Annotated in this window: 22 protein-coding genes, 1 tRNA gene and 2 pseudogenes; 12 read left to right on the top strand and 13 right to left on the bottom strand. The window is 72.8% G+C overall.

The features are described 5' to 3' along the window. Both L3K22_RS15605 and L3K22_RS15600 read left to right on the top strand, forming a co-directional pair. Positions 1-226: pseudogene (locus L3K22_RS15605) on the top strand (DEAD/DEAH box helicase); the annotation flags it as partial. Then, positions 223-672: a rhodanese-like domain-containing protein gene (locus L3K22_RS15600; RefSeq protein ID WP_263312200.1), complete on the top strand. Its 450-nt coding sequence runs from the start codon at positions 223-225 to the stop codon at positions 670-672. The pseudogene L3K22_RS15605 and the gene L3K22_RS15600, both read left to right, overlap by 4 nt. Before the next feature lie 124 nt (positions 673-796). Here L3K22_RS15600 and L3K22_RS15595 read toward each other — a convergent pair whose 3' ends face one another. Continuing rightward, the gene (locus L3K22_RS15595; protein ID WP_263312199.1) at positions 797-2,350 is read right to left on the bottom strand and encodes a long-chain-fatty-acid--CoA ligase; all 1,554 of its coding nucleotides are present in this window, start codon (positions 2,348-2,350) and stop codon (positions 797-799) included. Positions 2,351-2,497: 147 nt separating this feature from the next. Here L3K22_RS15595 and L3K22_RS15590 point away from each other — a divergent pair, with 147 nt between their 5' ends. The 3 genes from L3K22_RS15590 to L3K22_RS15580 all read left to right on the top strand — a co-directional run bounded on the left by L3K22_RS15590 (position 2,498) and on the right by L3K22_RS15580 (position 4,477). Next, positions 2,498-2,848 carry an ArsR/SmtB family transcription factor gene (locus L3K22_RS15590; RefSeq protein WP_010550115.1) on the top strand — a complete coding sequence of 117 codons (351 nt, stop codon included), beginning with the start codon at positions 2,498-2,500 and terminating at the stop codon, positions 2,846-2,848. Beyond that, entirely contained in the window at positions 2,845-3,843 is a 999-nt protein-coding gene (locus L3K22_RS15585; protein WP_062948738.1) for a cation diffusion facilitator family transporter, read from the top strand. The genes L3K22_RS15590 and L3K22_RS15585 overlap by 4 nt, the downstream gene beginning before the upstream one ends. A 121-nt stretch (positions 3,844-3,964) precedes the next feature. Beyond that, on the top strand, positions 3,965-4,477 hold the full coding sequence (locus L3K22_RS15580) for a GNAT family N-acetyltransferase (RefSeq protein WP_010550106.1): 513 nt from the start codon (positions 3,965-3,967) through the stop codon (positions 4,475-4,477). A gap of 21 nt (positions 4,478-4,498) precedes the next feature. Here the strand turns inward: L3K22_RS15580 and L3K22_RS15575 are convergent, their stop codons facing one another. Then, complete coding sequence (locus L3K22_RS15575; protein ID WP_263312198.1) at positions 4,499-4,909, bottom strand: type II toxin-antitoxin system VapC family toxin; 411 nt, start codon at positions 4,907-4,909, stop codon at positions 4,499-4,501. After that, positions 4,906-5,157: a type II toxin-antitoxin system prevent-host-death family antitoxin gene (locus L3K22_RS15570; RefSeq protein WP_053918040.1), complete on the bottom strand. Its 252-nt coding sequence runs from the start codon at positions 5,155-5,157 to the stop codon at positions 4,906-4,908. The genes L3K22_RS15575 and L3K22_RS15570 overlap by 4 nt, the downstream gene beginning before the upstream one ends. Positions 5,158-5,292: 135 nt before the next feature. Here L3K22_RS15570 and L3K22_RS15565 point away from each other — a divergent pair, with 135 nt between their 5' ends. Further along, positions 5,293-6,114: a hypothetical protein gene (locus L3K22_RS15565; protein ID WP_263312197.1), complete on the top strand. Its 822-nt coding sequence runs from the start codon at positions 5,293-5,295 to the stop codon at positions 6,112-6,114. 42 nt (positions 6,115-6,156) lie between these two features. Here L3K22_RS15565 and L3K22_RS15560 read toward each other — a convergent pair whose 3' ends face one another. Beyond that, positions 6,157-7,125 carry an MsnO8 family LLM class oxidoreductase gene (locus L3K22_RS15560; protein WP_263312196.1) on the bottom strand — a complete coding sequence of 323 codons (969 nt, stop codon included), beginning with the start codon at positions 7,123-7,125 and terminating at the stop codon, positions 6,157-6,159. 106 nt (positions 7,126-7,231) lie between these two features. On the opposite strand from L3K22_RS15560, the gene L3K22_RS15555 reads away from it, so the two are divergent. Both L3K22_RS15555 and L3K22_RS15550 read left to right on the top strand, forming a co-directional pair. Next, positions 7,232-8,239: an LLM class flavin-dependent oxidoreductase gene (locus L3K22_RS15555; RefSeq protein ID WP_263312195.1), complete on the top strand. Its 1,008-nt coding sequence runs from the start codon at positions 7,232-7,234 to the stop codon at positions 8,237-8,239. 82 nt (positions 8,240-8,321) lie between these two features. After that, entirely contained in the window at positions 8,322-8,984 is a 663-nt protein-coding gene (locus L3K22_RS15550; protein ID WP_263312194.1) for a hypothetical protein, read from the top strand. Between the two features lie 18 nt (positions 8,985-9,002). On the opposite strand, the gene L3K22_RS15545 is transcribed toward L3K22_RS15550, so the two are convergent. Beyond that, positions 9,003-9,821 carry an endonuclease/exonuclease/phosphatase family protein gene (locus L3K22_RS15545; RefSeq protein ID WP_263312193.1) on the bottom strand — a complete coding sequence of 273 codons (819 nt, stop codon included), beginning with the start codon at positions 9,819-9,821 and terminating at the stop codon, positions 9,003-9,005. A gap of 83 nt (positions 9,822-9,904) precedes the next feature. Between L3K22_RS15545 and L3K22_RS15540 the strand changes: the two genes are divergently transcribed. Further along, positions 9,905-10,810: a hypothetical protein gene (locus L3K22_RS15540; protein WP_263312192.1), complete on the top strand. Its 906-nt coding sequence runs from the start codon at positions 9,905-9,907 to the stop codon at positions 10,808-10,810. A gap of 410 nt (positions 10,811-11,220) precedes the next feature. On the opposite strand, the gene L3K22_RS15535 is transcribed toward L3K22_RS15540, so the two are convergent. The 5 genes from L3K22_RS15535 to L3K22_RS15515 form a co-directional block, all read right to left on the bottom strand. Continuing rightward, complete coding sequence (locus tag L3K22_RS15535; RefSeq protein WP_263312191.1) at positions 11,221-11,709, bottom strand: hypothetical protein; 489 nt, start codon at positions 11,707-11,709, stop codon at positions 11,221-11,223. Further along, positions 11,706-11,942, bottom strand: coding sequence for a hypothetical protein (locus tag L3K22_RS15530; RefSeq protein WP_263312190.1), 237 nt, complete (start codon positions 11,940-11,942; stop codon positions 11,706-11,708). The genes L3K22_RS15535 and L3K22_RS15530 overlap by 4 nt, the downstream gene beginning before the upstream one ends. 177 nt (positions 11,943-12,119) lie before the next feature. Beyond that, positions 12,120-13,754 (bottom strand): chaperonin GroEL, encoded by a 1,635-nt coding sequence (gene groL / locus L3K22_RS15525; RefSeq protein ID WP_053918048.1) that lies wholly within the window; start codon positions 13,752-13,754, stop codon positions 12,120-12,122. A 430-nt stretch (positions 13,755-14,184) separates the two neighbouring features. Continuing rightward, positions 14,185-14,772: a LytR C-terminal domain-containing protein gene (locus L3K22_RS15520; protein WP_263312189.1), complete on the bottom strand. Its 588-nt coding sequence runs from the start codon at positions 14,770-14,772 to the stop codon at positions 14,185-14,187. A gap of 62 nt (positions 14,773-14,834) precedes the next feature. Further along, positions 14,835-15,218 carry a DUF3263 domain-containing protein gene (locus tag L3K22_RS15515; protein ID WP_263312188.1) on the bottom strand — a complete coding sequence of 128 codons (384 nt, stop codon included), beginning with the start codon at positions 15,216-15,218 and terminating at the stop codon, positions 14,835-14,837. Positions 15,219-15,351: 133 nt separating this feature from the next. Here L3K22_RS15515 and L3K22_RS15510 point away from each other — a divergent pair, with 133 nt between their 5' ends. From L3K22_RS15510 to L3K22_RS15500, 3 genes are all read left to right on the top strand, one after another. Beyond that, positions 15,352-16,029, top strand: coding sequence for a uracil-DNA glycosylase (locus L3K22_RS15510; RefSeq protein ID WP_263312187.1), 678 nt, complete (start codon positions 15,352-15,354; stop codon positions 16,027-16,029). A 190-nt stretch (positions 16,030-16,219) separates the two neighbouring features. Continuing rightward, entirely contained in the window at positions 16,220-17,998 is a 1,779-nt protein-coding gene (gene treS / locus L3K22_RS15505) for a maltose alpha-D-glucosyltransferase (RefSeq protein ID WP_263312186.1), read from the top strand. Between the two features lie 310 nt (positions 17,999-18,308). Then, positions 18,309-19,820: a variant leucine-rich repeat-containing protein gene (locus L3K22_RS15500; protein ID WP_263312185.1), complete on the top strand. Its 1,512-nt coding sequence runs from the start codon at positions 18,309-18,311 to the stop codon at positions 19,818-19,820. 103 nt (positions 19,821-19,923) lie between these two features. Here the strand turns inward: L3K22_RS15500 and L3K22_RS15495 are convergent. The 3 genes and pseudogenes from L3K22_RS15495 to L3K22_RS15485 all read right to left on the bottom strand — a co-directional run. After that, positions 19,924-19,995, bottom strand: a tRNA-Thr gene (locus L3K22_RS15495). A 74-nt stretch (positions 19,996-20,069) separates the two neighbouring features. After that, a complete protein-coding gene (locus tag L3K22_RS15490) occupies positions 20,070-20,873 on the bottom strand; it encodes a DsbA family protein (protein WP_263312184.1) in 804 nt (267 codons plus the stop codon). Positions 20,874-21,021: 148 nt separating this feature from the next. Beyond that, positions 21,022-21,841, bottom strand: a pseudogene (locus tag L3K22_RS15485) (serine/threonine protein kinase); the annotation flags it as partial.

Genomic DNA, 21,841 nt, shown 5'->3' with positions numbered 1-21,841 from the left:
CGAGGGCGGCTCCGGCCGCTCCGGCGGCCAGGGACGTTCGGGCGGCCAGGGCCGCTCCGCCGCCCAGGGCGGCGGGCGCCGCGGCGGTCAGGGTCAGGGCTCCGGCGGCGGGCGCCGTCAGGGCCGTCCGGCCCCCACCACCTACTCGACCAGCTCCGAGGGCTCCGGCAGCGGGAACACCGTCGGCGGCGGCCTCGCGGCCTTCTCCTCCGGGCGGCGCCGATGACGGAGCCGTCGGCCGCCCACGGCCGTCGGCGCGCCGAGGCGCCCGCCGGCCACGGGATCGACGAGGTCCTCGCCGCCGCGCGTCGGGGCGTGGACCGTGTCGAGCCCGCCGACCTCGCCGCCGCGCAGGCGGCCGGGGCGCACGTGATCGACATCCGCTCGGCCGTGACGCGCGAGCCCGAGGGGCACGTCCCCGGGGCGGCCGTGGTCGAGCGCCTCGTGCTCGAGTGGCGGCTGGACCCCTCCTCCGCGCACCGCATGGACGGCGGGCCGGGCCACGACGACCTCGTGATCGTGCTGTGCAACGAGGGGTACTACTCCTCGCTCGCCGCCCGCGACCTGCGCGACCTCGGCTTCCACCGGGCCACCGACCTGGTCGGCGGGTTCCGCGCCTATGCGCAGGCCGGCCTCCCGGTCGACGAGGAGCCCACCCGCTACGTGGACTGAGCCCCTCCGCTGCACGACCCGAGCCCGCCCGCGGCGACCGGAGCACCGGTCCCTGCGGGCGGGCTCTTGTGCGCCCAGTGCAGCGCCGCTCGGTCCGACACCGCACGCTCCGGCGCCGGCGGCGTCAGCGCAGCTCGCGCTTGAGGATCTTCCCGGTGGAGGTCATCGGCAGGGACTCGGCGAGGACGATCTCGCGCGGATACTTGTAGTCCGCCATCTGCTCCTTCGCCCAGGCCTTCAGCTCCTCGGCGGTGGCGGTCGCGCCGTCGACGAGGATGAGGTGCGCGACCACCTCCTCCCCCAGGCGCTCGTGCGGGACGCCCACCACGGCGGCGAGGGAGATCTGCTCGTGGGTCAGCAGCACCTCCTCCACCTCGCGCGGGTACACGTTGTAGCCGGCGCGCACGATCATGTCCTTGGAGCGGTCGACGACCCAGTAGAAGCCCTCCGCATCGCGGCGTCCGAGATCGCCGGTGCGGAACCAGCCGTCCCGCAGCACCGCGGCGGTCTCCTCGGGGCGGCCCAGGTAGCCGGTCATGACGTTGTGGCCGCGCACGATGATCTCCCCGATCTCGTCGACCTCGCCCACGCGGGCCCAGTCGGCATCGGCGGGGTCGATCAGGTCCATCTCCACACCCCACACCGGCAGGCCGATCGATCCGGGGCGCGGGCGCTCGCGGCGGGAGAAGGAGGCGACCGGGGAGGTCTCGGAGAGCCCATAGCCCTCCATGATCGAGATCCCGAGGTGCTCCTTCACGCCGCGCAGGATCTCGACCGGCAGCGGGGCGCCGCCGGAGATGCCCAGGCGCAGGTGCTCGGAGAGCCCCTCGGCCGCAGCGCCCCCGGTGAGCAGGCGCAGCAGCGCCCACCACATGGTGGGCACGCCCGCGAAGACGCTCACGCGGTGGCGCAGCAGCAGCTCGAGGGCCTGCTGCGGCTCGAATCGGGGCAGCATCACCAGCGTCGCCCCCATCGAGAAGCCGGCGTTCATGTTCACCGTCGCCCCGAAGGTGTGGAACAGCGGCAGGACGACCAGGTGGGTGTCCTCCCCCGGCCGCGAGTCGAACAGCCGGTTGCAGGTCAGGGCGTTCATGAGCTGGTTGGAGTGGCTGAGCTCGGCGCCCTTGGGCCGCCCGGTGGTGCCCGAGGTGTAGAGGACCACGGCGGTGTCGGTCTCGGCGCGCTGCACGGTGGGGAAGGTCCCGGGCCGCTCGGCGACGGCGCCGGCGAGGGTGGGCACCCCCTCGTAGGGGCTCTCGGCCGACGGGTCGGCGGTGATCAGCACGATCTGCGGCGGACGCGCCGCGGCCGCGGCGCCCTCGACCACGTGGCGGCCGATGGGCAGCTCCTCGGTGCCCTCGAAGCAGAAGGCGACCGCGGCGTCGGTGTCGTCGAGGTAGTAGGTGATCTCGCGGGGCTTGTTCAGCACGTTCAGCGGGACGACGACCGCGCCGACCTTGAGGATCCCGAAGTAGACGATCGGGAACTGCGGCAGGTTGGGGCAGCTCAGCGCCACCCGGTCCCCCGGCTCGACCCCGAGCTCGACCAGGAGGTGCGCGACGCGGCAGGCGGCGGCGTCGACCTCGGCGTAGGTCAGGGAGGTCTCGCCCAGCACCAGGGCGGGACGGTCGGGGGCGGTGCGGGCGCTGTCCTCGAGCACCACGGAGAGGTTGTACATGCGGAGACTCCTTCGTCGACGTCGCTGTGACGGGGGCCTCACAGTACGCCGCGCCGCCCCCGCTCAGGGCAAACCTGCCGTCGGGCGCGCCACATCGTCCATTTCGTCAGTTGCGCGAATGACGAAACGTTCGGGAGGATGGCGGGCATGACGACACCCCCGGAGGACCGCGCGCCCACCGAGCCGCAGCTCGCCGCGGCCGCGGACACCTTCTCGATGCTGGCCAGCCCTGCTCGCCTCCATCTCGTGCAGCTGATGAGCACGGGCCGCTACGACGTGGGCGAGCTCGCGGAGCGGGTGGGCCTGAGCCTGCCCACCACCAGCCAGCACCTGCGCAAGCTGCGCCTGACCGGCATCGTCTCGGCGACCCGCGAGGGCCGCCACAGCTACTACACCGTCGAGGACCCGCACGTGGTCCAGCTCGTCGAGCAGATCTTCGAGCACATCGCCCCGGACGGCTCCCTCGCCCCCGACCCTCCCCGCAAGGACCATCCATGAGCAGCACCGAGACCTCCTCCCGTCCCGTCCGCCAGAAGGTGGACCTGACGAAGTTCGCCTGGCTCTCGATCGCCGCCGCGATCGTCACGATCACGCTCAAGGCCGGCGCCTGGGTGATGACCGGCTCCGTCGGCCTGCTCTCCGACGCGGCGGAGTCGGTGGTGAACCTCGTCGCCGCGGTCGTCGCGCTGATCGCGCTGCGCGTCGCGTTCCGTCCGGCCACCGAGCGCTTCCTCTACGGCCGCGCGAAGGCAGAGTACTTCTCCGCCGCGGTCGAGGGCGTGATGATCTTCGCCGCCGCCGGCGTCATACTCGTCACCGCCGTCGAGCGCTTCCTGAACCCGCGGCCCCTCGAGAACGTAGGCTGGGGCCTGGCGATCTCCGTGATCGCCTCGCTGGTCAACGGCGGCGTGGCGCTCGTGCTGCTGCGTGCCGGGCGGAAGCACAGCTCGATCACCCTGCGCGCCGACGGCAAGCACCTGATGACCGACGTGGTCACGAGCGCGGGAGTGCTGGTGGGCGTGGCGCTGGTGGTGCTGACCGGCTGGGAGCGACTGGATGCGCTCGTCGCCTTCGCCGTCGGCGTGAACATCATCGTCACCGGCATCGGCCTGATCACCGAGTCCGTCTCCGGACTGCTGGACAAGGCGCTGCCGGACGAGGAGCACGAGGTGATCACCGAGATCCTGCGCCGCCGCACCGACGGGACCGTCACCTTCCACGGCCTGCAGACCCGCGAGGCGGGGCAGGAGAAGTACATGAACGTGCACGTGCTCGTGCCCGACGACTGGACGGTCAAGCGCGGCCACGACTACATCGAGGGCCTCGAGCACGAGCTGATGGGCGTGATGCCGACCCTGCACGTGCTCACCCATCTCGAGCCGATCTCCGATCCCGCGAGCTACGAGGACATCCCCGAGGCGCACGTGCCGATCCACGGCGAGGACGAGACCGCGCTGCGCCCGCCCCGGGACGACGCGGACGCGCAGGGCTGACCCCGTCCACATCCTCGCCGGATGCGGACAGATGTCCGATCCCGCCCCTACGATGAGCGGAGTCGACCAAGGGGGCGGACTCCGATGACACATCCGCCCGCCAGGATGTGGGGGCCAGCGCATGACCACCACCGCCTCCTCCCTCGCCGTCCTGCCGGGCGGTCGGATCCTGACCTGGGCCGACACCGACTGGGACGACCCGCGCGGCGCAGCGCTGCGGGAGTCGATGGACGTCGAGCTCTCGCCCCGCTACGCGGCCCTGCGCCAGGGCTCCCCTCGCCCGGCCCCTCCGAGCGCCGAGGACGTGGCCGTGGTGGTGCTCGCGCTCGTGGACGGGAAGCCCGCCGCGACCGGGACGCTGCGCCGCCTGCCGGACCGCTGGGAGGTCAAGCGCCTGGTCGTCGACGCGGACCATCGGAGGCTGGGCCTCGCGAGCCGGATCCTGGCCCGGCTCGAGGACGCGGCCCGGGACCGCGGCTCGGACGAGCTGTTCCTCCAGACCGGCAACCGCCAGCCCGAGGCGATCGCGCTCTACGAGCGCGAGGGCTGGGAGCGGATCGACGTGTTCGCGCCCTACGACCCGGCCGACGGGATCAGCGTGTGCTTCCGGAAGGCGCTGCACGGGCGGCGGTGACCGCCATGCATCGACTGGCGCTCACTCGGTCCACGGGTCGAAGAGGGCGACCGGCACACTGGCGAAGTCCTTGATGTTCCGTGTGACGAGGGTGAGCCCGTGGACGAGAGCTGTCGCCGCGATCAGGGCGTCCATCTCGGGCATCGGGTCGGGGACGTGCAGAGCCGCCGCCGCGACCGCGACCTCGTCGTCGACGGGCAGCACCCGCCCGGCGAAGGACGCCCGCACGTCCTCATCGAGCCATCGTCGCAGCGGCCCGGCTCCTGCGGGATCGACGCGTTCCTTCCGGCGGACTCCGCGCTCCAGCTCCAGCAGGGTGACGGCGCTCAGATGGAGGTCGGCGATCACCTGCTCCTGCAGCCAGGCCATCAGAGCCGGGGACCGTCGCGCACGAGCGTCGCTGAGGACGTTCGTGTCCAGCAGGTGTCTCACAGGTCGTCCTCCCGAGGCACCTCGACGCGCCTCGGCGGCAGGTCGAGGTAGATGCCCTCCGTTCCCCGTGCCCAGAGTCGATCCCCGAGGCGCTCGCGGGCGCCGCTCAGCCGATCGAACTCCTCGGCCGTCAGGAGCACGTGCGAGCGCCGACCGTGGTCGGTGATGGTCACCGGTCCGTTCTCGGCTGCGCGCTTCGCCGCCGAGACGTCGCGGTTGAACTCCCGGCTCGTGAACGTGGTCGCCATGGCGCCTTCTCCCTTCGACATGTACCTTCAGTAGGTATTTTACGAGGGGTCGAGGCGGGGCGCCAGAGTCATGACAGCTGTCATGGAATCGGGCGAATCGCCCCCGCGCCGCGCGCGAGGTGCCACGATCTGGGAATGGCTCTCGCCGACAGAGATCCCATCCCCCTCCCCTCCGCCCGCTCGCTCCTCGTCAACAGCCTCGTCGCCGCGCTGATCGCGAGCGCGCTGATGATCCTTCTGCACGAGCTCGTCCATCTCGTCACCGGCCTCGTGTTCGGACACGGCGGGACCCTGTACCCCTTCGGCGTCCTCCACCACGGCGATCTCACCGTCACCGCGGAGGTCGTGGCCCTGCTCGCCGGGCCGGCGTTCAGCCTCGTCACCGGCATCCTGCTGCAGCGGTGGACCCCGCTGCGGCAGCGCGGGGACCTCGCCCACCTGGTCTGGGTCTGGTTCGCCTTCGTGTCCGTGCAGGAGGGCGTGACCTACCTGTGCTTGACTCCGTTCGGCGCCGGGGACACCGGCACGGCGGCGCAGCTGATGGGCCTGCCGGTGGTCGCGCAGTTCGCGCTGCTGGGCGTGGGCGTCGGCGGCATGTTCGCCAATGCCTGGGCCTTCGCCCCGCACATGGCGCGCTTCGCGGGCGAGGACCCCGTGCGGCGCAACGCCGTGACGCTGTTCCCCTGGCTGTGGGGGATGATCGCCTCGGTGCTGCTGGCTCTGCAGTATCTCGTGCTCAGCGGGGCGGAGATGGGAGCGGGCGAGCAGATCGCGATCCTCGCGGCTGGCACCGCCACCTTCGTCTTCGCGCCGATGGCGCACCTCTTCTCCCGCTGGGTGCGCGAGGTGGGCGCCGAACCGCTGCGACTGCGCGCGGTGCCGGTCATAGGCCTCGTGGTGCTCGCGGCGATGATCGCCGGGAACATCGCGCTGAGCACCGGGCTCGACGTCGGCTGAGCGGCGGAGACGGACAGGGCCGGCGGTCGGGGCCGACGCACCTCAGCCCAGCAGCCGCATGACCCGTGCATCGGAGCCGGCGAGCGCGGCGCGGTCGAAGGTGGCGCCCGCGGCGAGGAGCTCGTCGGCCCCGGTCGCCTCGAGCACCCGCTCCACCCGAGGCCGCAGGCTCGCGGGGCTGCCCGCCCAGGCCTTACCGAGCCCCTTCTCCACCCGGTCGCGCTCGCGCGAGGAGAGCCCCTGTGCCCGAATGCGGGCCGGGTCCTCCAGTGGAGGGAACGCGCCGGTCTCCCGGGAGCGGACCATCGCCCACACCTCGGGGAGCGCGAGCTCGCGGGCCTCGGCGTCGGTGTCGGCCACCAGCAGGTCCATCGAGACCATCACGTGCGGGACGCTGCCGCGGTGCGGGCGGAACTCGCGCCGGTAGGCGGCGACGCGCTCGCCCACGTCGTCGGCACGCAGGACGGGCCCGCCGAGCACCACGCCGAGGCCGAGCAGGGCGGCGATGCCGAGCCCGGCACCGGTGGCGAGCAGGTGCATCGGCGGGGGCTCCGTCGCGACGGGCCGGGCGGTGAGCGGCGCGGTGCCCTCGAGCAGGTCGCGCACCTGCCCCACCTCCGCCGCGAAGTCCTCCGTGCTCGCCTCGGTGCGTCCCAGCGCCTCGCGGACCGGGGCGGTGAAGCCGAGGGAGCGGCCGAGCCCGAGGTCGATGCGTCCCGGCGTGAGCGCCTCGAGCATCAGGAACTGCTCGGCGACGACGAGGGGGCGGTGGTTCGGCAGCATCACCCCGCCGGAGCCGAGCCGGATCCGCGCGGTGCGCTGCCCGATCGCGGCGAGCAGCACGGCCGGAGCGCCGCTGGCGATGCCCGGCACGGTGTGGTGCTCGGCGACCCAGAAGCGGTGGTATCCGAGCTGCTCGGCGGCGACTGCCCGCTGGACGCTGTCGGCGAGGGCGGCCTGTTCGTCGCGGCCGGCGCGCGTGCGGGAGCGGTCGAGCAGGGAGATCCTCATGTCGCCGGGAACGCATCCGGGGTGCGGAAGCTTCCCGCCGACGGGGTCGAGAACCTCTCACCCTGCGCCCTCCCCGCCCCACGCCCGCGTCGATAGCCTGAGCAGTATGAACGCTCCTCACGTGCCCCTGTCGATCCTCGATCTCGTCTCCATCTCCGACGGCCAGAGCACCCGCGACGCCATCGCCGCCTCGATGGAGGGCGCGCAGGCCGCGGACCGGCTCGGCTACGAGCGGTACTGGTTCGCCGAGCACCACAACACCGACTCCCTCGCCTCCTCGGCGACCTCGCTGCTGATCGACCGCGCCGCCTCGATGACGCAGCGGATCCGCGTCGGCTCCGGCGGGATCATGCTCCCGAACCACTCGCCGCTGGCGGTGATCGAGCAGTTCGGCACCCTCGTGCAGTTCCACGGCGACCGGATCGATCTCGGCCTCGGCCGCGCGCCCGGCACCGACCAGCTCACCGCGCAGCTGCTGGCCCGCACCTCCGCCGAGCCCGGTGCCTTCATCGCCGCGGTCGAGCAGATGCGGGACTGGTCCCGTGAGGTGCCCGCCTCCGGTGGACTGCCGATCACCGCGGAGGTCGCCCGCGGCACCGAGGTGCCGATGTGGATCCTCGGCTCGACGGCGAACGGTGCGCGCCTGGCGGCGCAGCTGGGCATGCCCTTCTCGGTCGCCTCCCATTTCGCGCCCTTCCAGTACCTGCATGCGCTGGAGACCTACCGCGCCCACTTCGACCCCGACGCGGCCTCCGCGCAGATCGAGCAGCCCCTTACGATGGTGGGCGTGAACCTCGTGGTCGCCGAGACCGACGAGGAGGCGCAGCGCCAGTTCACGACCCTGCAGCAGATGTTCCTCGGCGTCGTCACCGGGCAGCGGCAGAAGATCCAGCCGCCGCGGGACATCACGGAGGTCGCCCCGGAGCACCTCCTGCAGAAGGTGGACCAGACCCTGTCGATCAAGGCCGTCGGCTCCCCCGCCACGGTCGTCTCCCAGCTCGAGGAGATCGTCGCGGCGACGAAGGCCGACGAGCTGATCCTCACCGCCTATCACTTCGACCCGGCGGACCGGCTGAGGAGCCTTGAGCTGCTCGCCGAGGCCTGGGGGCTCTGAGACCGCCGCTCCCCTGTCCCCGGCGCTGCGGCCCGGGGCCCCGGCACCTGGTAGACATGGCGCCGGGGACGAAGGGGGAGCCATGGCCGACGAGAGACCGACGCACGATCCGGCGGGCCGCAGCGCACGGGCACGCCGGGCCTCGCCGCGAGGCACCGCCCGGCGCAGGACTACCCGGGCGCTGACCGGCGCGCTCCTCGCCGCGGCGCTGCTCGGCGGCTGCGGCCCGATGGGCGGCGGCACCGACCGGGACGAGCCCGACTGGGTGCGGGACGAGGCCTCCGAGCGGTACTACCAGCCCGATCTCGTCCTGCACTCCCCCGAGCTCGTCGAGGAGCACTTCCCCGTACTCGAGACCGTGGGCGCGGTGACGATCGCCGAGGGCCGGTTCACCGACCCGTACGAGAGGGTGCCGATCCCGGCCCAGGACGACTACTGGTGGCAGGCGGTGATCGAGCTGGAGCCCGCGCAGGTCGACGAGCTCGTCTCCGCCACGGCAGCGGCCGGCGCCTCCGACCACGGCGGGGCGGACGCCCCCGAGCCGGTCACCGAGGACGAAGTGCTCGACGCGCTCGTCCCCACCCTCGAGGGCGGGGTCCAGGACTGCCCGGGCGGCTGGGTCGACGTGTCGCCCGCGCTCGCTCAGGAGAAGGGACCGGACGTCTCCGACGCGGGCGACCTGCTCGAGCTCACCGCCGTGTGCGCGGGCGGGTCACAGCTGCTCACCTCCGCCCGCGACATGTGAGGCGGGACGGGCGGCGCGTCAGCGCCCCGTCGGCCGCACCCGCGCGGTGACCGTCGCGTGGTCGCTCGCCGCGCGGCCCTCCAGCATCGGCACCCGGGCCGCGTACTCCTCGACGACGAGGTCACGGACGAGGATCCAGTCGATCCGGATACCGCCCACCTCCGGGGTGCCGTAGTCGGGGAAGGTGCCGATGTCCTCCCCCGCCTGCTCGGCGGCGACGTCGTGGGCGTCCTCGAAGCCGGCGTCTCGCAGCACCCGCCACGGGATGCTGTCGCCGCCTGCGGCGTTGAAGTCGCCCAGCAGCACCACGGGAACGCCGTCGGCCGCTTCGCGCAGGTGCTGAGCGAGCAGTCCCGCGCCCGTCGCCCTCGCCTCGTGCCCCTCGTGGTCCAGGTGCGTCACCGCGGCGACCAGCTCGCCGCCGCTCTCCCGGTCCCGCACCCGTGCCCACACCGCGATCCGGGGGCACATCGCGTCCCAGCCCGTCGACCCGATCCTGCCGGGCTCCTCGGAGAGCCACAGCTGGTCCCAGTCCAGCACCTCGAACCGGTCCCGGCGCAGCAGCAGGAGGTTGTGCTCCCCGCGTCCGCCGCCCTCCCGGCCGATGCCGAGGCGCAGATGGGTGGCGGCGAGGGTCTCGTCGATCACGGGGATCTGCGAGGCGAGCACCTCCTGCAGGCCGACGACGTCCGCGTCGGCCTCGCCGAGGAGCCGGGCGAGCGCCGGGGCCCGCTCGGGCCAGTGGTCGGCCTGACCGGGGAGGGTGCTCTCGTCGTGGTACCGGATGTTCTGGGTGAGGAGCGAGAGGGCGGGCGGCTGCGCGTCGGTGGGTGCCATCTCTCCATCCTCGCGCACGACGGGCGCGGACCGACGCGGCAGGGCGTGTCCCGTCGAGGTGCCGCACCCGCCATGCTGAGAACATGACGACGCCGTCGGCCGCCGCCCCCGCGGACCCCGCGGAGCCCTCCTCCGCCTCACGCCTCGCGCTGCTGCCGGCGGTCGGCGTCTCCGTCTCCGGGTTCCTGCTGTTCGCCCTGCAGCTGGCCGGCTGGGGCCACCTGCTGCTGGCCCTCAGCCTGCTCGGCGCGGTGCTCATCTGCCGGGAGCTCGCGAAGGACCTCGCGCTGATCGGCGTCGGGATCACGATCGTCTCGACCACCTCGGTCGTCGCCTCGGTGGACTGGGACCGCTTGCTCGCCATCGGCGCCGTGCTGCTGCTGGCGGTGCTGGTGCCGGAGGCGGCGGACCGTCTGCTGCTGCGCCGGCGCGCGATCCGGTTCCCGCTGCGCACGGGCGAGCCGTGGACCCGCCTCGAGAAGGGCTACATCGTGGCCGTGCCCTTCCTGGGCTGGCTGATCCTTCCGTTCTACTTGATCACCTCGGGCGTCTACCGCAACTGGCCGAACCTGGCCGACGGCGGGGAGGTGGCCCGCTTCTTCGCGGGCGTGAACTTCGTGGGCACCTGGGACGAGCTGTCACCTGCTGTTCGACGTGGTCGGCTTCCTCGCGATCGTGCACGCCCGTCATCCGGGCGCGATCCCGATCTTCCTCGTCTGACCGGCCCCGGGCCGGCCGGCGCGTCCTCGCCGGCTCCGCCGCACCTCCTCGTGCTCCTCTCCTACCCCTCGCGGCCCTACCCCACCCCCTCGGGGCTGTTCCCCACCTCCTCGGGGCGCTGCGCCACCCCCACGCAGCCCGTCCCCGCCCTCTCGCGGCCCGGGCATGGTCAGGTCATGGCGCAGGGCGTGCCACTACGGCATATATGCCGTAGTGGCACGCCCCGCGCCACCGGCCGACCACGCCCGGGCCGGCAGTGCGCAGGCTGACCCTCGAGGACGACCAGGCCGGCGGCGGACCCGGACTGCGAGACCCCGACCGCGAGGCCCGTGAGGGAGGGCCCGGACGGCGAGGACCCCGCCGCCCGACCCTTCCACGAGGGGGCGTCGTCACCGGCGAGCATGTCGTCGCCGCGCGCGGCGCGCACGAGGTCCTCGAGGGGGACAGGGCGATGAGCACGCCCGCGATCGGCAGGGCCAGATACATCTGCCCCACGGTCACCGGCAGGCCCGGGATCGCCTGGTCGAAGGAGATCGACATGCCGCGGATCCCGCCCCAGACCAGGCCCAGCAGCGCGAAGGCGAGGACGGAGAGCTCCACGAGCACGGACGTGACGCGCTGCGCGGCCGCTCGTTCGTGCACAGAGCGGAATCGTCCTCCGGCGCTCCGGTGGAGACGATCAGCGGACCTCGCTGAGTCGTACCCGGACGGTCCGCGGGTCCGCGTCGTCGACGAGCACCATGCGCTCGAAGGCGGTCCCCTGTATCGACGTCTCCTCGATCCGCCAGGTGTCCGGCACGTCCTCGATGTCCATGGCATCCTTCACCTCCTGCGGCGTGACCCAGGCCCGCCCGACCCCGTCGGGGTCGCCGTAGCTGTCGACCATCCAGCGCTCAAGCTCGTCGGCAGGTGCCTCGAACCTCACTTCGACGGCCCATGCCTCGAACTCCGAGATCGTGGCGCTCTCCAGCAATTGCGCCTGCGCACCCTCGGGCGGCGGGGCGAGGTCCGCGCTCTCGAGGACGCCGACCGCCGTGGTCGGCATACCGTCCGGCACCGTCGTCGACGGCGCCGGGTCCTCGGCATCGCCGACGCATCCGAGGAGCGACAGCGGCAGGCCCGTTCCCGCCGCGGCGAGGACTCCTCGTCGCGGCACCGGGTCGCTCACGCGCTCCACCCGTTCCCTGCCACGGCATCGAGAGCAGGACACGTTGCCACCCATACGGTGGCGGGGTCGCCGTCGTCGATGAGGAGATACCGCTCCAGTTCCAGCCCCGCGGGCTTCGAACGGCTCAGCCTCCAGGTGGTCGCCTCGTCGAGCAGCTCCGACGTGCGTCCCGAGCTCTCTCCCAGCCGCTGCGCGAAGTCCTGCAGCCGGCCGGTGTCTGCTCCGTGGAACATGGTTCCCCTCCGTGTGACGTCGATGTCTCCCCCGCACCCGACCATAGGCGCCGGTGCCCGCCGCGACCATGGGGAGTACTGCCCATTCCCGCCTCCACGGACAGCGACGAGCCCCGACCCTCGTCAGAGGATCGGGGCTCGTCGAGCACTCGGGTGGAGCGGCAGGTGATCAGGAGATCACATCATGCCGCCCATGCCCCCCATGCCGCCCATGTCGCCGCCGGCGGCCGGGGCCTCGGGCTCCGGCTTGTCGGCCACGACGGCCTCGGTGGTGAGGAACAGGCCCGCGATGGACGCGGCGTTCTGCAGCGCGGAGCGGGTCACCTTGACGGGGTCGATGATCCCGGCCGAGACCAGGTCCTCGTACTCACCGGTGGCCGCGTTCAGGCCCTGGCCGACGGGAAGGTTCTTGACCTTCTCCGCCACGACGCCGCCCTCGAGACCGGCGTTGACCGCGATCTGCTTGAGCGGTGCCTCGATGGCGACCTTGACGATGTTGCCACCGGTGGCCTCGTCGCCCTCGAGGGCGAGCTTGCCGAAGGTGTCCGCACCGGCCTGCAGCAGCGCGACGCCACCACCGGCGACGACGCCCTCGTCCACGGCGGCCTTGGCGTTGCGCACGGCATCCTCGATGCGGTGCTTGCGCTCCTTGAGCTCGACCTCGGTCGCGGCGCCGGCCTTGATGACGGCGACGCCGCCGGCCAGCTTCGCGAGGCGCTCCTGGAGCTTCTCGCGGTCGTAGTCCGAGTCGGAGTTCTCGATCTCGGCGCGGATCTGGGAGACGCGGCCGGCGATGCGGTCGGCGTCGCCGGTGCCCTCGACGATGGTGGTCTCATCCTTGGTGACGACGATCTTGCGCGCCTGGCCGAGCTGCTCGAGACCGGCGGTCTCCAGCTTGAGGCCGACCTCCTCGGCGATGACCTGGCCGCCGGTGAGGATCGCCATGTCCTCCAGCATCGCCTTGCGACGGTCGCCGAAGCCGGGGGCCTTGACGGCCACGGACTTGAAGGAGCCCTTGAGCTTGTTCACCACGAGCACCGCGAGGGCCTCGCCCTCGACGTCCTCGGCGATGATCGCCAGCGGCTTGCCGGCCTGGATGACCTTCTCCAGCAGCGGCAGCAGGTCCTTGACGGAGGACACCTTGGAGGAGAGCAGGAGGATGTAGGGATCCTCGAGCACGGTCTCCTGGCGCTCGGCGTCGGTGACGAAGTACGGCGAGATGAAGCCCTTGTCGAAGCGCATGCCCTCGGTGAGCTCCAGCTCGAGGCCCATGGTGTTGGACTCCTCGACCGTGATCACGCCCTCCTTGCCGACCTTGTCGAGGGCCTCGGCGATGAGCTCGCCGATGGCCGGGTCGGCCGCGGAGATGGCGGCGGTGGAAGCGATCTGCTCCTTGGTCTCGATCTCCTTGGCCTGCTTGAGCAGGGTCTCGGAGACCGCGGCCACGGCCTGGTCGATGCCGCGCTTGAGCGCGATCGGGTTGGCGCCCGCGGCGACGTTGCGCAGGCCCTCCTTGACCAGGGCCTGTGCGAGGACGGTGGCGGTGGTGGTGCCGTCGCCGGCGATGTCGTCGGTCTTCTTGGCGACCTCCTTCACCAGCTCGGCGCCGATCTTCTCGTAGGGATCGTCGAGCTCGATCTCCTTGGCGATCGACACGCCGTCGTTGGTGATGGTGGGGGCGCCCCAGGACTTCTCGAGCACGACGTTGCGACCCTTGGGGCCGAGGGTGACCTTGACGGCGTCGGCGAGCTGGTTCATTCCCCGCTCGAGGCCGCGCCGGGCCTCCTCGTCGTAAGAGATGAGCTTGGCCATTGTGGAATCTCTCCCGTGTCTGTGATGTCCACCCGGCCCAGTGCCCGCGACGGACGGGAGCCGACTCCGTGTTCATGTCCCACGGCGCCGACGCCCTCACGGGGCCGGAATGTTCAGGTCCCGGTGCGCGGAGGCTATGTGCGCAGGGGCTGTCACTCCCGTGCACCGAGTGCCAGATCATCATAAGCACTCTGCCCCCGAGAGTGCTAACTCTCTGCGAGAAGCGGACACGCCACCGGCTGCCGGGGCGGACGTCGCCCGGGGGCATCTCGCCGACCGGCGCCGACGGGCGCGCCGGGCCGACGAGCGCGCCGGACGGCGCCGACGGGCGCGCACCCCGTCCCGCCCCACGGCCCGCACACGCGGACGCGCCGCCCCTCCCGGAGGAGGAGCGGCGCGTCGCGGGGCCGCAGGGGCGTGCGGGGAGGGGTCAGCCCTCGCCCTCGCCGCCCTCGTCGCCGCCGTCACCGGGCTCGGTGACCGCGACGAAGGTCAGGGGCGAGTCGTACTCGTCGCTCTGGCGGGCCTCGCCGGCGCCGACCTGCTCGGCGAGCGCCTGGGCGGTGTCCGCGTCTGCCTCGTCGCGGTAGAACACGACGGGCTCCTGCTGGGGGCTGTCGGCGGTGGCGACGCTGACGTCCTCCCAGCCCTCGCCCTGGAGCTCCTCCTGCCAGGTGCCGGCGAGGCCGTTGATGCTGCCGGCGTTGACCACCTGGACGGGCACGGAGAGGTCGGGCTCCGGGGCGGGCTCCTCCGAGGAACTCTCCTCGGGGGCGGCCTCGCTCGAGGCGCTCTCGGAGCTGGAGGCCGGGCCCTCGGCGCCGTCGTCGCCGCCGCCCATGCCGCCGATCACGAAGAGCAGCACCACCAGCAGCACCACGGCCGCGCCGATGATGATGATGTACAGCAGGTTCTCCCGCCAGAAGGGGAGCTCGGCGCGGTGGGCGCCGTGGAAGGTGACGGCGTCCGCCTCGTCGTCGAATCGGTCCGGCGGGTAGGGATACTGGGAATCAGCCACGGACCCATTTAACATGGTCGACCCGGATCGGGGGTGGAGCACACGCCCCGGAGACGGATGGCTCAGGCCACGCGATGGTCGCCGCCGAGGGAGGCACCGCCGTCCTCGGAGGTGCGTCGGGCGCGGAGCCTGTTGACGACGGCGGGGGCCGCGCGCAGCGCCGCCGGCTCGTCGAGCAGGGCGTTCAGCCGCACGTAGTAGGCGACCTTCGACAGGCCGATCTCCTCGCGGATCGCCCGCTCCTTCGCGCCGACGTAGCGGAAGGTGCGCCCCTCGAGCGCGAGGATCCGCCGGTCCCGCTCGGTGAGCGCCCCCTGCGGCCCCGGCAGCGCGACCTCGGACGGCACGCGCTCGGACGCCGTGCGCTCCGTCGACGTGCGCTCCGACGACGGGGTGTCGGAGGGGCGCGCGTCGGCGCGGGCGGGCTCGTCGGAGGCGGAGGGCATGGATCGAGGCTACGCACCCGCGCCCGCTCCCCCGCGCTGCCACGCCGCTGCCCCGCGCAGGTCGTGAGGGATGCCTCGCCGGGAGGGGCCGACGCGCCCCGACGGCGCCGCCGGCGGATGGTTGACTGCCTCCATGGCTGCCCCCCTGACCGAGATCATCGCCCCCGACTGGGCCGAGACCCTCCGCCCCGTCGAGGACCGCCTCCACGAGATCGGCGGCTTCCTGCGCGAGGAGGTCCGCGCGGGCCGCGGCTACCTGCCCGCCGGCGAGGCGGTGCTGCGCGCCTTCACCCGGCCGATGTCCGAGGTGCGGGTGCTGATCGTCGGCCAGGACCCGTATCCCACGCCGGGTCACCCGATCGGTCTGTCCTTCGCGGTGGAGCGGCACGTGCGCCCGCTCCCCCGCTCCCTGACCAACATCTACAAGGAGCTCGAGAGCGATCTCGGCATCGTCCCCGCCGCGCACGGCGACCTCTCCTCCTGGCAGGACCAGGGGGTGCTGCTGCTGAACCGGGTCCTCACCGTCGCGCCCGGCGCCCCCGCCTCGCACCGACGTCGCGGCTGGGAGGAGATCACCGAGCACGCGATCCGCGCGCTGGTGGCCCGCGGCGGGCCGCTCGCGGCGATCCTCTGGGGCCGCGATGCGCAGTCGCTGATCCCGCTGCTGGGCGAGGTTCCGCATGTGGCGAGCCCGCACCCGAGCCCCCTGTCGGCCTCTCGCGGCTTCTTCGGCTCCCGTCCCTTCTCGCAGGTGAACGCGCTGCTCGAGGCGCAGGGCGCCGACCCCGTGGACTGGCGGATCCGGGACTGAGGTCGGCCTGGGACCGCGCCCGGGCCGAGAGCGCGCCGGTCCCGCCGCGGCGGCGGGCCCCGCAGCCTCGCGCCCGACAGGGCGGGAGGAGACCGCCCGGTCCGTCGCCCGCCGAGGGGGTCCGCGCCGACGCGGCGGACACTATTGTGGTGTAAGCGCGTCCGCCGTCCCAGCCGCCGTGGAGGTCCCGATGCCCCTGAACCCCGCCCAGTTCTCCCCGCAGGGCCCGGGGGTCGACTACGACCCGCACTGGTACCGCAAGGCCGTGTTCTACGAGGTGCTGGTGCGCGCCTTCGCCGACGGCAACGGCGACGGGACCGGGGACTTCACCGGCCTCATCGAGCGCCTGGACTACCTGCAATGGCTCGGCATCGACTGCCTGTGGCTGCCGCCCTTCTTCGCCTCCCCGCTGCGGGACGGCGGCTACGACATCTCCGACTACGAGCAGGTGCTGCCGGAGTTCGGCTCGATCACCGACTTCGAGCGACTGGTCTCCGAGGCGCACCGGCGCGGGATCCGCGTGATCATCGACCTGCCGATGAACCACACCTCCGACAAGCACCCCTGGTTCCTCGAGTCCCGCTCCGACCCCGAGGGCCCGTACGGGGACTTCTACGTCTGGTCCGACACGGACGAGAAGTACCAGGACGCGCGCATCATCTTCGTGGACACCGAGGAGAGCAACTGGTCCTTCGACCCGGTGCGCCGGCAGTTCTTCTGGCACCGCTTCTTCTCCCACCAGCCGGACCTGAACTTCGAGAACCCCGCGGTGCGCGAGGCGATGTTCGAGGTGGTGCGCTTCTGGCTGGACAAGGGCATCGACGGGTTCCGCGCCGACGCGATCCCGTACCTCTTCGAGGAGGAGGGCACCGACGGGGAGAACCTGCCGGCCACCCACGAGTTCCTCGCCGAGCTGCGGGAGTTCGTGGACGAGAGCTGGCCGGGCCGCGTGATCATCGCCGAGGCGAACCAGTGGCCGGCCGACGTGGTGGAGTACTTCGGCACCCCCGAGCGGCCCGAGTGCCACATGTGCTTCCACTTCCCGGTGATGCCGCGGCTGTTCTACGCGCTGCGCGAGGGCAGCGCCCGCCACATCATCGACATCCTCGAGGACACCCCCGAGATCCCCGCCGGCGCCCAGTGGGGCACCTTCCTGCGCAACCACGACGAGCTGACCCTCGAGATGGTCTCCGGCGAGGACCGCTCGGCGATGCTCGGCTGGTACGCGCCCGATACGCGGATGCGCGCGAACGTCGGCATCCGTCGGCGCCTGGCGCCGCTGCTGGACAACTCCCGCTCCGAGCTCGAGCTGATCCACGCCCTGCTGCTGTCGCTGCCCGGCTCCCCGTTCCTCTACTACGGGGACGAGATCGCGATGGGCGACAACATCTGGCTCGAGGACCGCGACGCGGTGCGCACCCCGATGCAGTGGACCCCGGACCGCAACGCCGGGTTCAGCGAGATCACCGACCCGGGCAAGCTCTACCTGCCGGTGATCCAGTCGCTCGTCTACCACTACTCGACCACCAACGTCGAGGCGCACATGGCGCACTCCGGCTCCCTGCTGCACTTCGTGCGGTGGATGCTCGCGGTGCGCAAGGAGCACGACGCCTTCGGGCTCGGCGCGTACAGGAACATCCCGGCGGACTCCGAACGGGTGCTCGCCTTCACCCGCACCTACGACGGCGCCGAGCACGGCGAGGACGCGGAGGCGCACGCCGAGACGCTGCTGTGCGTGTTCAACCTGTCGTCCCAGCCGGTCACGGCGACGCTCGAGATGACCGGGATGGACCGGCGCACCGTCCGGGACCTCTTCGGCGGGCATGAGTTCCCGGCGGTGGACGAGGCCGGCACCCTCACCCTCACCCTCGGCGGGCACGGCGTCTACTGGCTGAAGGTGCGTCCGCTGGACGCCCACGGCGAGCCGACGACGACCACCACCGCGCTGCCGGTGATCACCGCGGGCTGACCGCGCCCGGCCCCCGCACGCGGGCCGACGGCACCCGCGCCCCTTCTGTCGCCTCCACGGTCGAGACCCCCGTCACATGCCGGCTCTGCGGCACCTCGAGGGGTCGGGCCTCGGAGTCGCCGCAGGTCAAAGTGCACCCCGGACCGTCCGACGAGCGGGCCGCGAGGCCCCGGTGACCTGCGGGTCACCGCTGCATGGGGCCGCCTCGCAGTGCCTCGGAGCGCGCCGATGTGCCATTCTCATGGATCGGCAGGCCGCCCCCGCGAGCCGCGAGCGCCCTGCCGTGACCCCGCAAGGAAGGGAGAGCACGGTGGCAGAGCACCGTTCGACGGCGGAGGAGGCGGCCGACCCGGGCACCAGTCCGGAACGCCTCCTCGAGCTCACCGAGAAGCACCCCCAGCTGCACCGGCTGATCGTCATGAACCCCTCGGCCCCCGAGGTCGCGCGCCAGTGGATCCTGGCCACGAACCAGTGGGCGAAGCAGGCCTACGAGGCCGGCACCGAGCAGTCCGACGAGGACGACGACCTCGACGAGGGCGAACCCACCCAGCTGCACCAGGTGGTCCCCGACGAGGAGCCCGAGCCCGCGGACCCGGAGCAGACCGCCGCGCAGGAGTCGCAGTCTGCCGAGGAGCGGCCCGCGTCGGCGTCGCAGCCCGGGCTCGACGACGACGCCTCCGCCTGGGACGAGGTCCCCGAGGCACTCGTCTGGGGCACCGCCGCCGGAGCGACCGGCGCCGCCGCAGCCGGCGCTGCGGGTGCGGGAGCCGCGCGATCCGACGCCTCCGCCGACGGGCGCCCCGGCACGACGCCGCCCCCGGCCCCGCCCGCGCAGCAGGCCCCCGTCGGCGGGCCGGCGTCTGCCGCGCAGCCGTCGCCCTCCGCACAGCCTCCGGCCGAGGGGTCGCCCTCGGTACGGCTGTCGCCGAAGGCCTCCGTGGTCCCGCTCGGCGCCGCCCCTGCCTCGCAGACGTCCCCGGCCGCGCAGCCCTCTCCGGCACCGCAGGCCTCGCCGGCACCGCAGGCCTCGCCGGCCCCGCAGGCAGGTTCGCCGACCCGGCAGATGCCGGCCGTCGCAGCGTCCGCCGCCGCGGGCGCTGCCGCCTCGTCGCATCCGACCGATCCGCAGGGCCCCTACGGACAGCAGCAGTACCCCTATGGGGAGCAGGGCCCGTCATCCCCGGGTCCGGCTTCGCAGGGCCCCGCCTCGGCCCCGCCGCCCGTCGGCCGACCGCCCCAGAAGGAGGACGATTCCGACGACGGCAGCCGGAAGCGGGCCCTGATCGCCTGCGGCGGCTGCCTCGTGCTCGCCCTGATACTGCTGCTCGTGATCGGGCTGGGTGCCCGCGCCCTGTTCGCCCCCGACGAGGAGGAGTACCAGCGCGACAGCTCGACGACCAGCGCCGAGGCCGCTCCGGAGGAGACCACCGCGGAGGAGACGACCGAGGAGACCACCGAGGATCCCGTCTCCCCCGCTCCCGAGGGCGCCGAGGAGATGACCGAGCTGCGCTCCCCCACCGGGAACATCAGCTGCCATCTCGAGGAGGACTCCGTCTCCTGCTCCCTCGTGGAGCGGGACTTCTCCGAGGCAGGGCTCGAGGACTGCGAGGACGGACCGTTCTCGATCACCGTCGCGGGAGAGGACGCCGAGCGGGCCTGCGGCTCGTCCTTCCTCAGCGACTCAGCGCCCACCCTCGAGTACGACCGCAGCGCTCAGCGCGGCGACGTGGCGTGCACGAGCCGCTTCGACGGGATGACCTGCTGGAACGTCATGACCGGCAAGGGCTTCACGGTGAACAAGGTGTCCTACGAGACGTTCTGACCCACCGGGCCCGCCCCGCACGCACGAGCCCCTCGCCGGAGTGATCCGGCGAGGGGCTCTTTCCTGCGGGGCTGCCGCACGGTCCTGCGGGGACCGGGGCGAGAGCTGGAGACGGGAATCGAACCCGCAACCACCTGTTTACAAGACAGGTGCGCTACCGTTGCGCCACTCCAGCGAGAGGGGACCGGCCGCGGTGCGGCCGGTCCCCTGAGAGTGTAGAGGCCCGTGGGCCCCGGGGCGGCCTGCGGCTCAGCGCTCGCCGCCGTCGGAGGCGGACTCGCCGCCAGCGGAGAGCACGGCCTCGCGCAGCTGGCCGGGCTGGGACCACTGGTCGGAGCCGAAGGTCTCGCCGTCGATCTCGACGTACGGGGTGCCGCCGCCGGTCTCCTCGCCATAGGGGTCCACGACCTGGCGCACCCACGGCTGGTAGGTCTTCGAGCTCATGCAGGACTGGACCTCGTCGGAGGCGCCGGCCTCCTGGGCGTAGCCCCAGATCTGCTCGTCGGTCAGGCCCGCGCTGCCCTCGGCGGGCTGGTTGGCGAACATCAGCTGCTGGAAGCCGATGGCGTTGTCGGGGTTGTCCTCCCACACGCAGGCGAGAGCGTTCGCGGCGCGGGAGGAGTAGTCGCCGGTGGTGGACTGGGTGTCCAGGAAGCGGCGCGGCACGAGGTGCACGGTCGCCTCCTCGTTCTCGACGATCTGCTGGAGGTCCGCGCCGTTGATCTCCTCGAACTGGCCGCAGACGGGGCACATGAAGTCGAGGTGGATCTCGAGCACCGGCTTGCCCGAGTCCTCGGGGGCGCCGATCGGGAGATAGGGCTGGTCCTCGGCGACGCCCTCGGGGGTCGCGACGGGGCCCGCCGGCTGCGCCTGGCGGTAGATGAACAGACCGGCGGCGGCGACCAGCACGAGCGCGACGACGGTGACCGCCGCGATCACGATGGTGCGGACGGTGCGCTGGCGCTTGAGCTCTGCCTGGCGCTGCGTGCGCAGGGCTTCGCGCTGTGCTTCGCGGCGCTCCTGCGCCGACTGGGACGGACCGGACGCGGCCATGTGTTCTCCTCGCCCCGGGCTGGGGCAGCGGTCGGTGGTGGGTCGTGCAGAGTTTAACCGTGGCCGCCTGGACGGGGCCGGACGGGATGAGCGACCTCACCCGCCCCCGCGCGGTGAGCACCCGCGCCCCTGTGCAGGAGAGGCGTCGTCACCGTCTCCACAGCGCGATATCGTCCAGCCGCGGCCCGTGCGGGAAGGGGAGGTAGTCCACCATCCCCTCGCGCGCCACGAGCGCGAAGACCACCGCGCCGAGCAGCAGCAGGAGCAGCACCAGCACGATCGCGCCCCACAGCATGTCGGGCGCGGCCGCGTCGAGCATCCGGTGGGCGCCGTCGCGGGTGGTGCGGCTGCCGATCCCGACCCAGGTGATCAGCAGGGTGATCGCCATGGCGGTCGCGAAGGCGACCCCGTCGGGCAGGGGCGAGCCCTGCAGCAGCGTCCAGGCGGCGTCGAGGGCCAGGCCCACGAGCAGGCCGAGGGTCAGCGGGAACAGTGCCTGCAGCGTGATCTCGAGCAGTCCCAGCAGGAAGCGGAAGGGGCTGGCGAGCCCTGCCGCCCAGGTCGGTCCGGAGCCGGTCGCGCCGCGCATCCGCTGCGCGGTCACGGAGCGGTGGCTGCGCTCCCAGGTGCGGGCGAGCGCGCCGAGCAGGAGCAGGACGCCGAGCGAGATGTAGGGGGCGAGCGCGGCGAGGGCGACGATCAGCAGGTGCCCGGTCCACACCAGCAGCGGCCGACGGGGCGGGGCCGGCGGCGCCGCCCACATGCCCTGCCCCGGCGCCATCTGCTGGGGTGCCATCGGGTGGGGCGCCATCTGCTGGGGGGCGAGCTGCTGCGGAGCCACCCCGTGCTGCGGGGCGAGCTGCTGGGGCGCGGTCTGCCCGCCGCCGTGCGCGGGCCGCTGCGTCGGCGCCGGCTGCGGGTACGGCTGCGAGTGGTGCTGCGGGGCCGTCCGCTGCGGCGACGCGGCC

Source organism: Brachybacterium atlanticum (genome assembly GCF_025669985.1).
Lineage (GTDB): Bacteria > Actinomycetota > Actinomycetes > Actinomycetales > Dermabacteraceae > Brachybacterium > Brachybacterium conglomeratum.
Note: the sequence above shows the minus strand (reverse complement) of the source record. Positions and strands in the feature narration are given on the sequence as shown.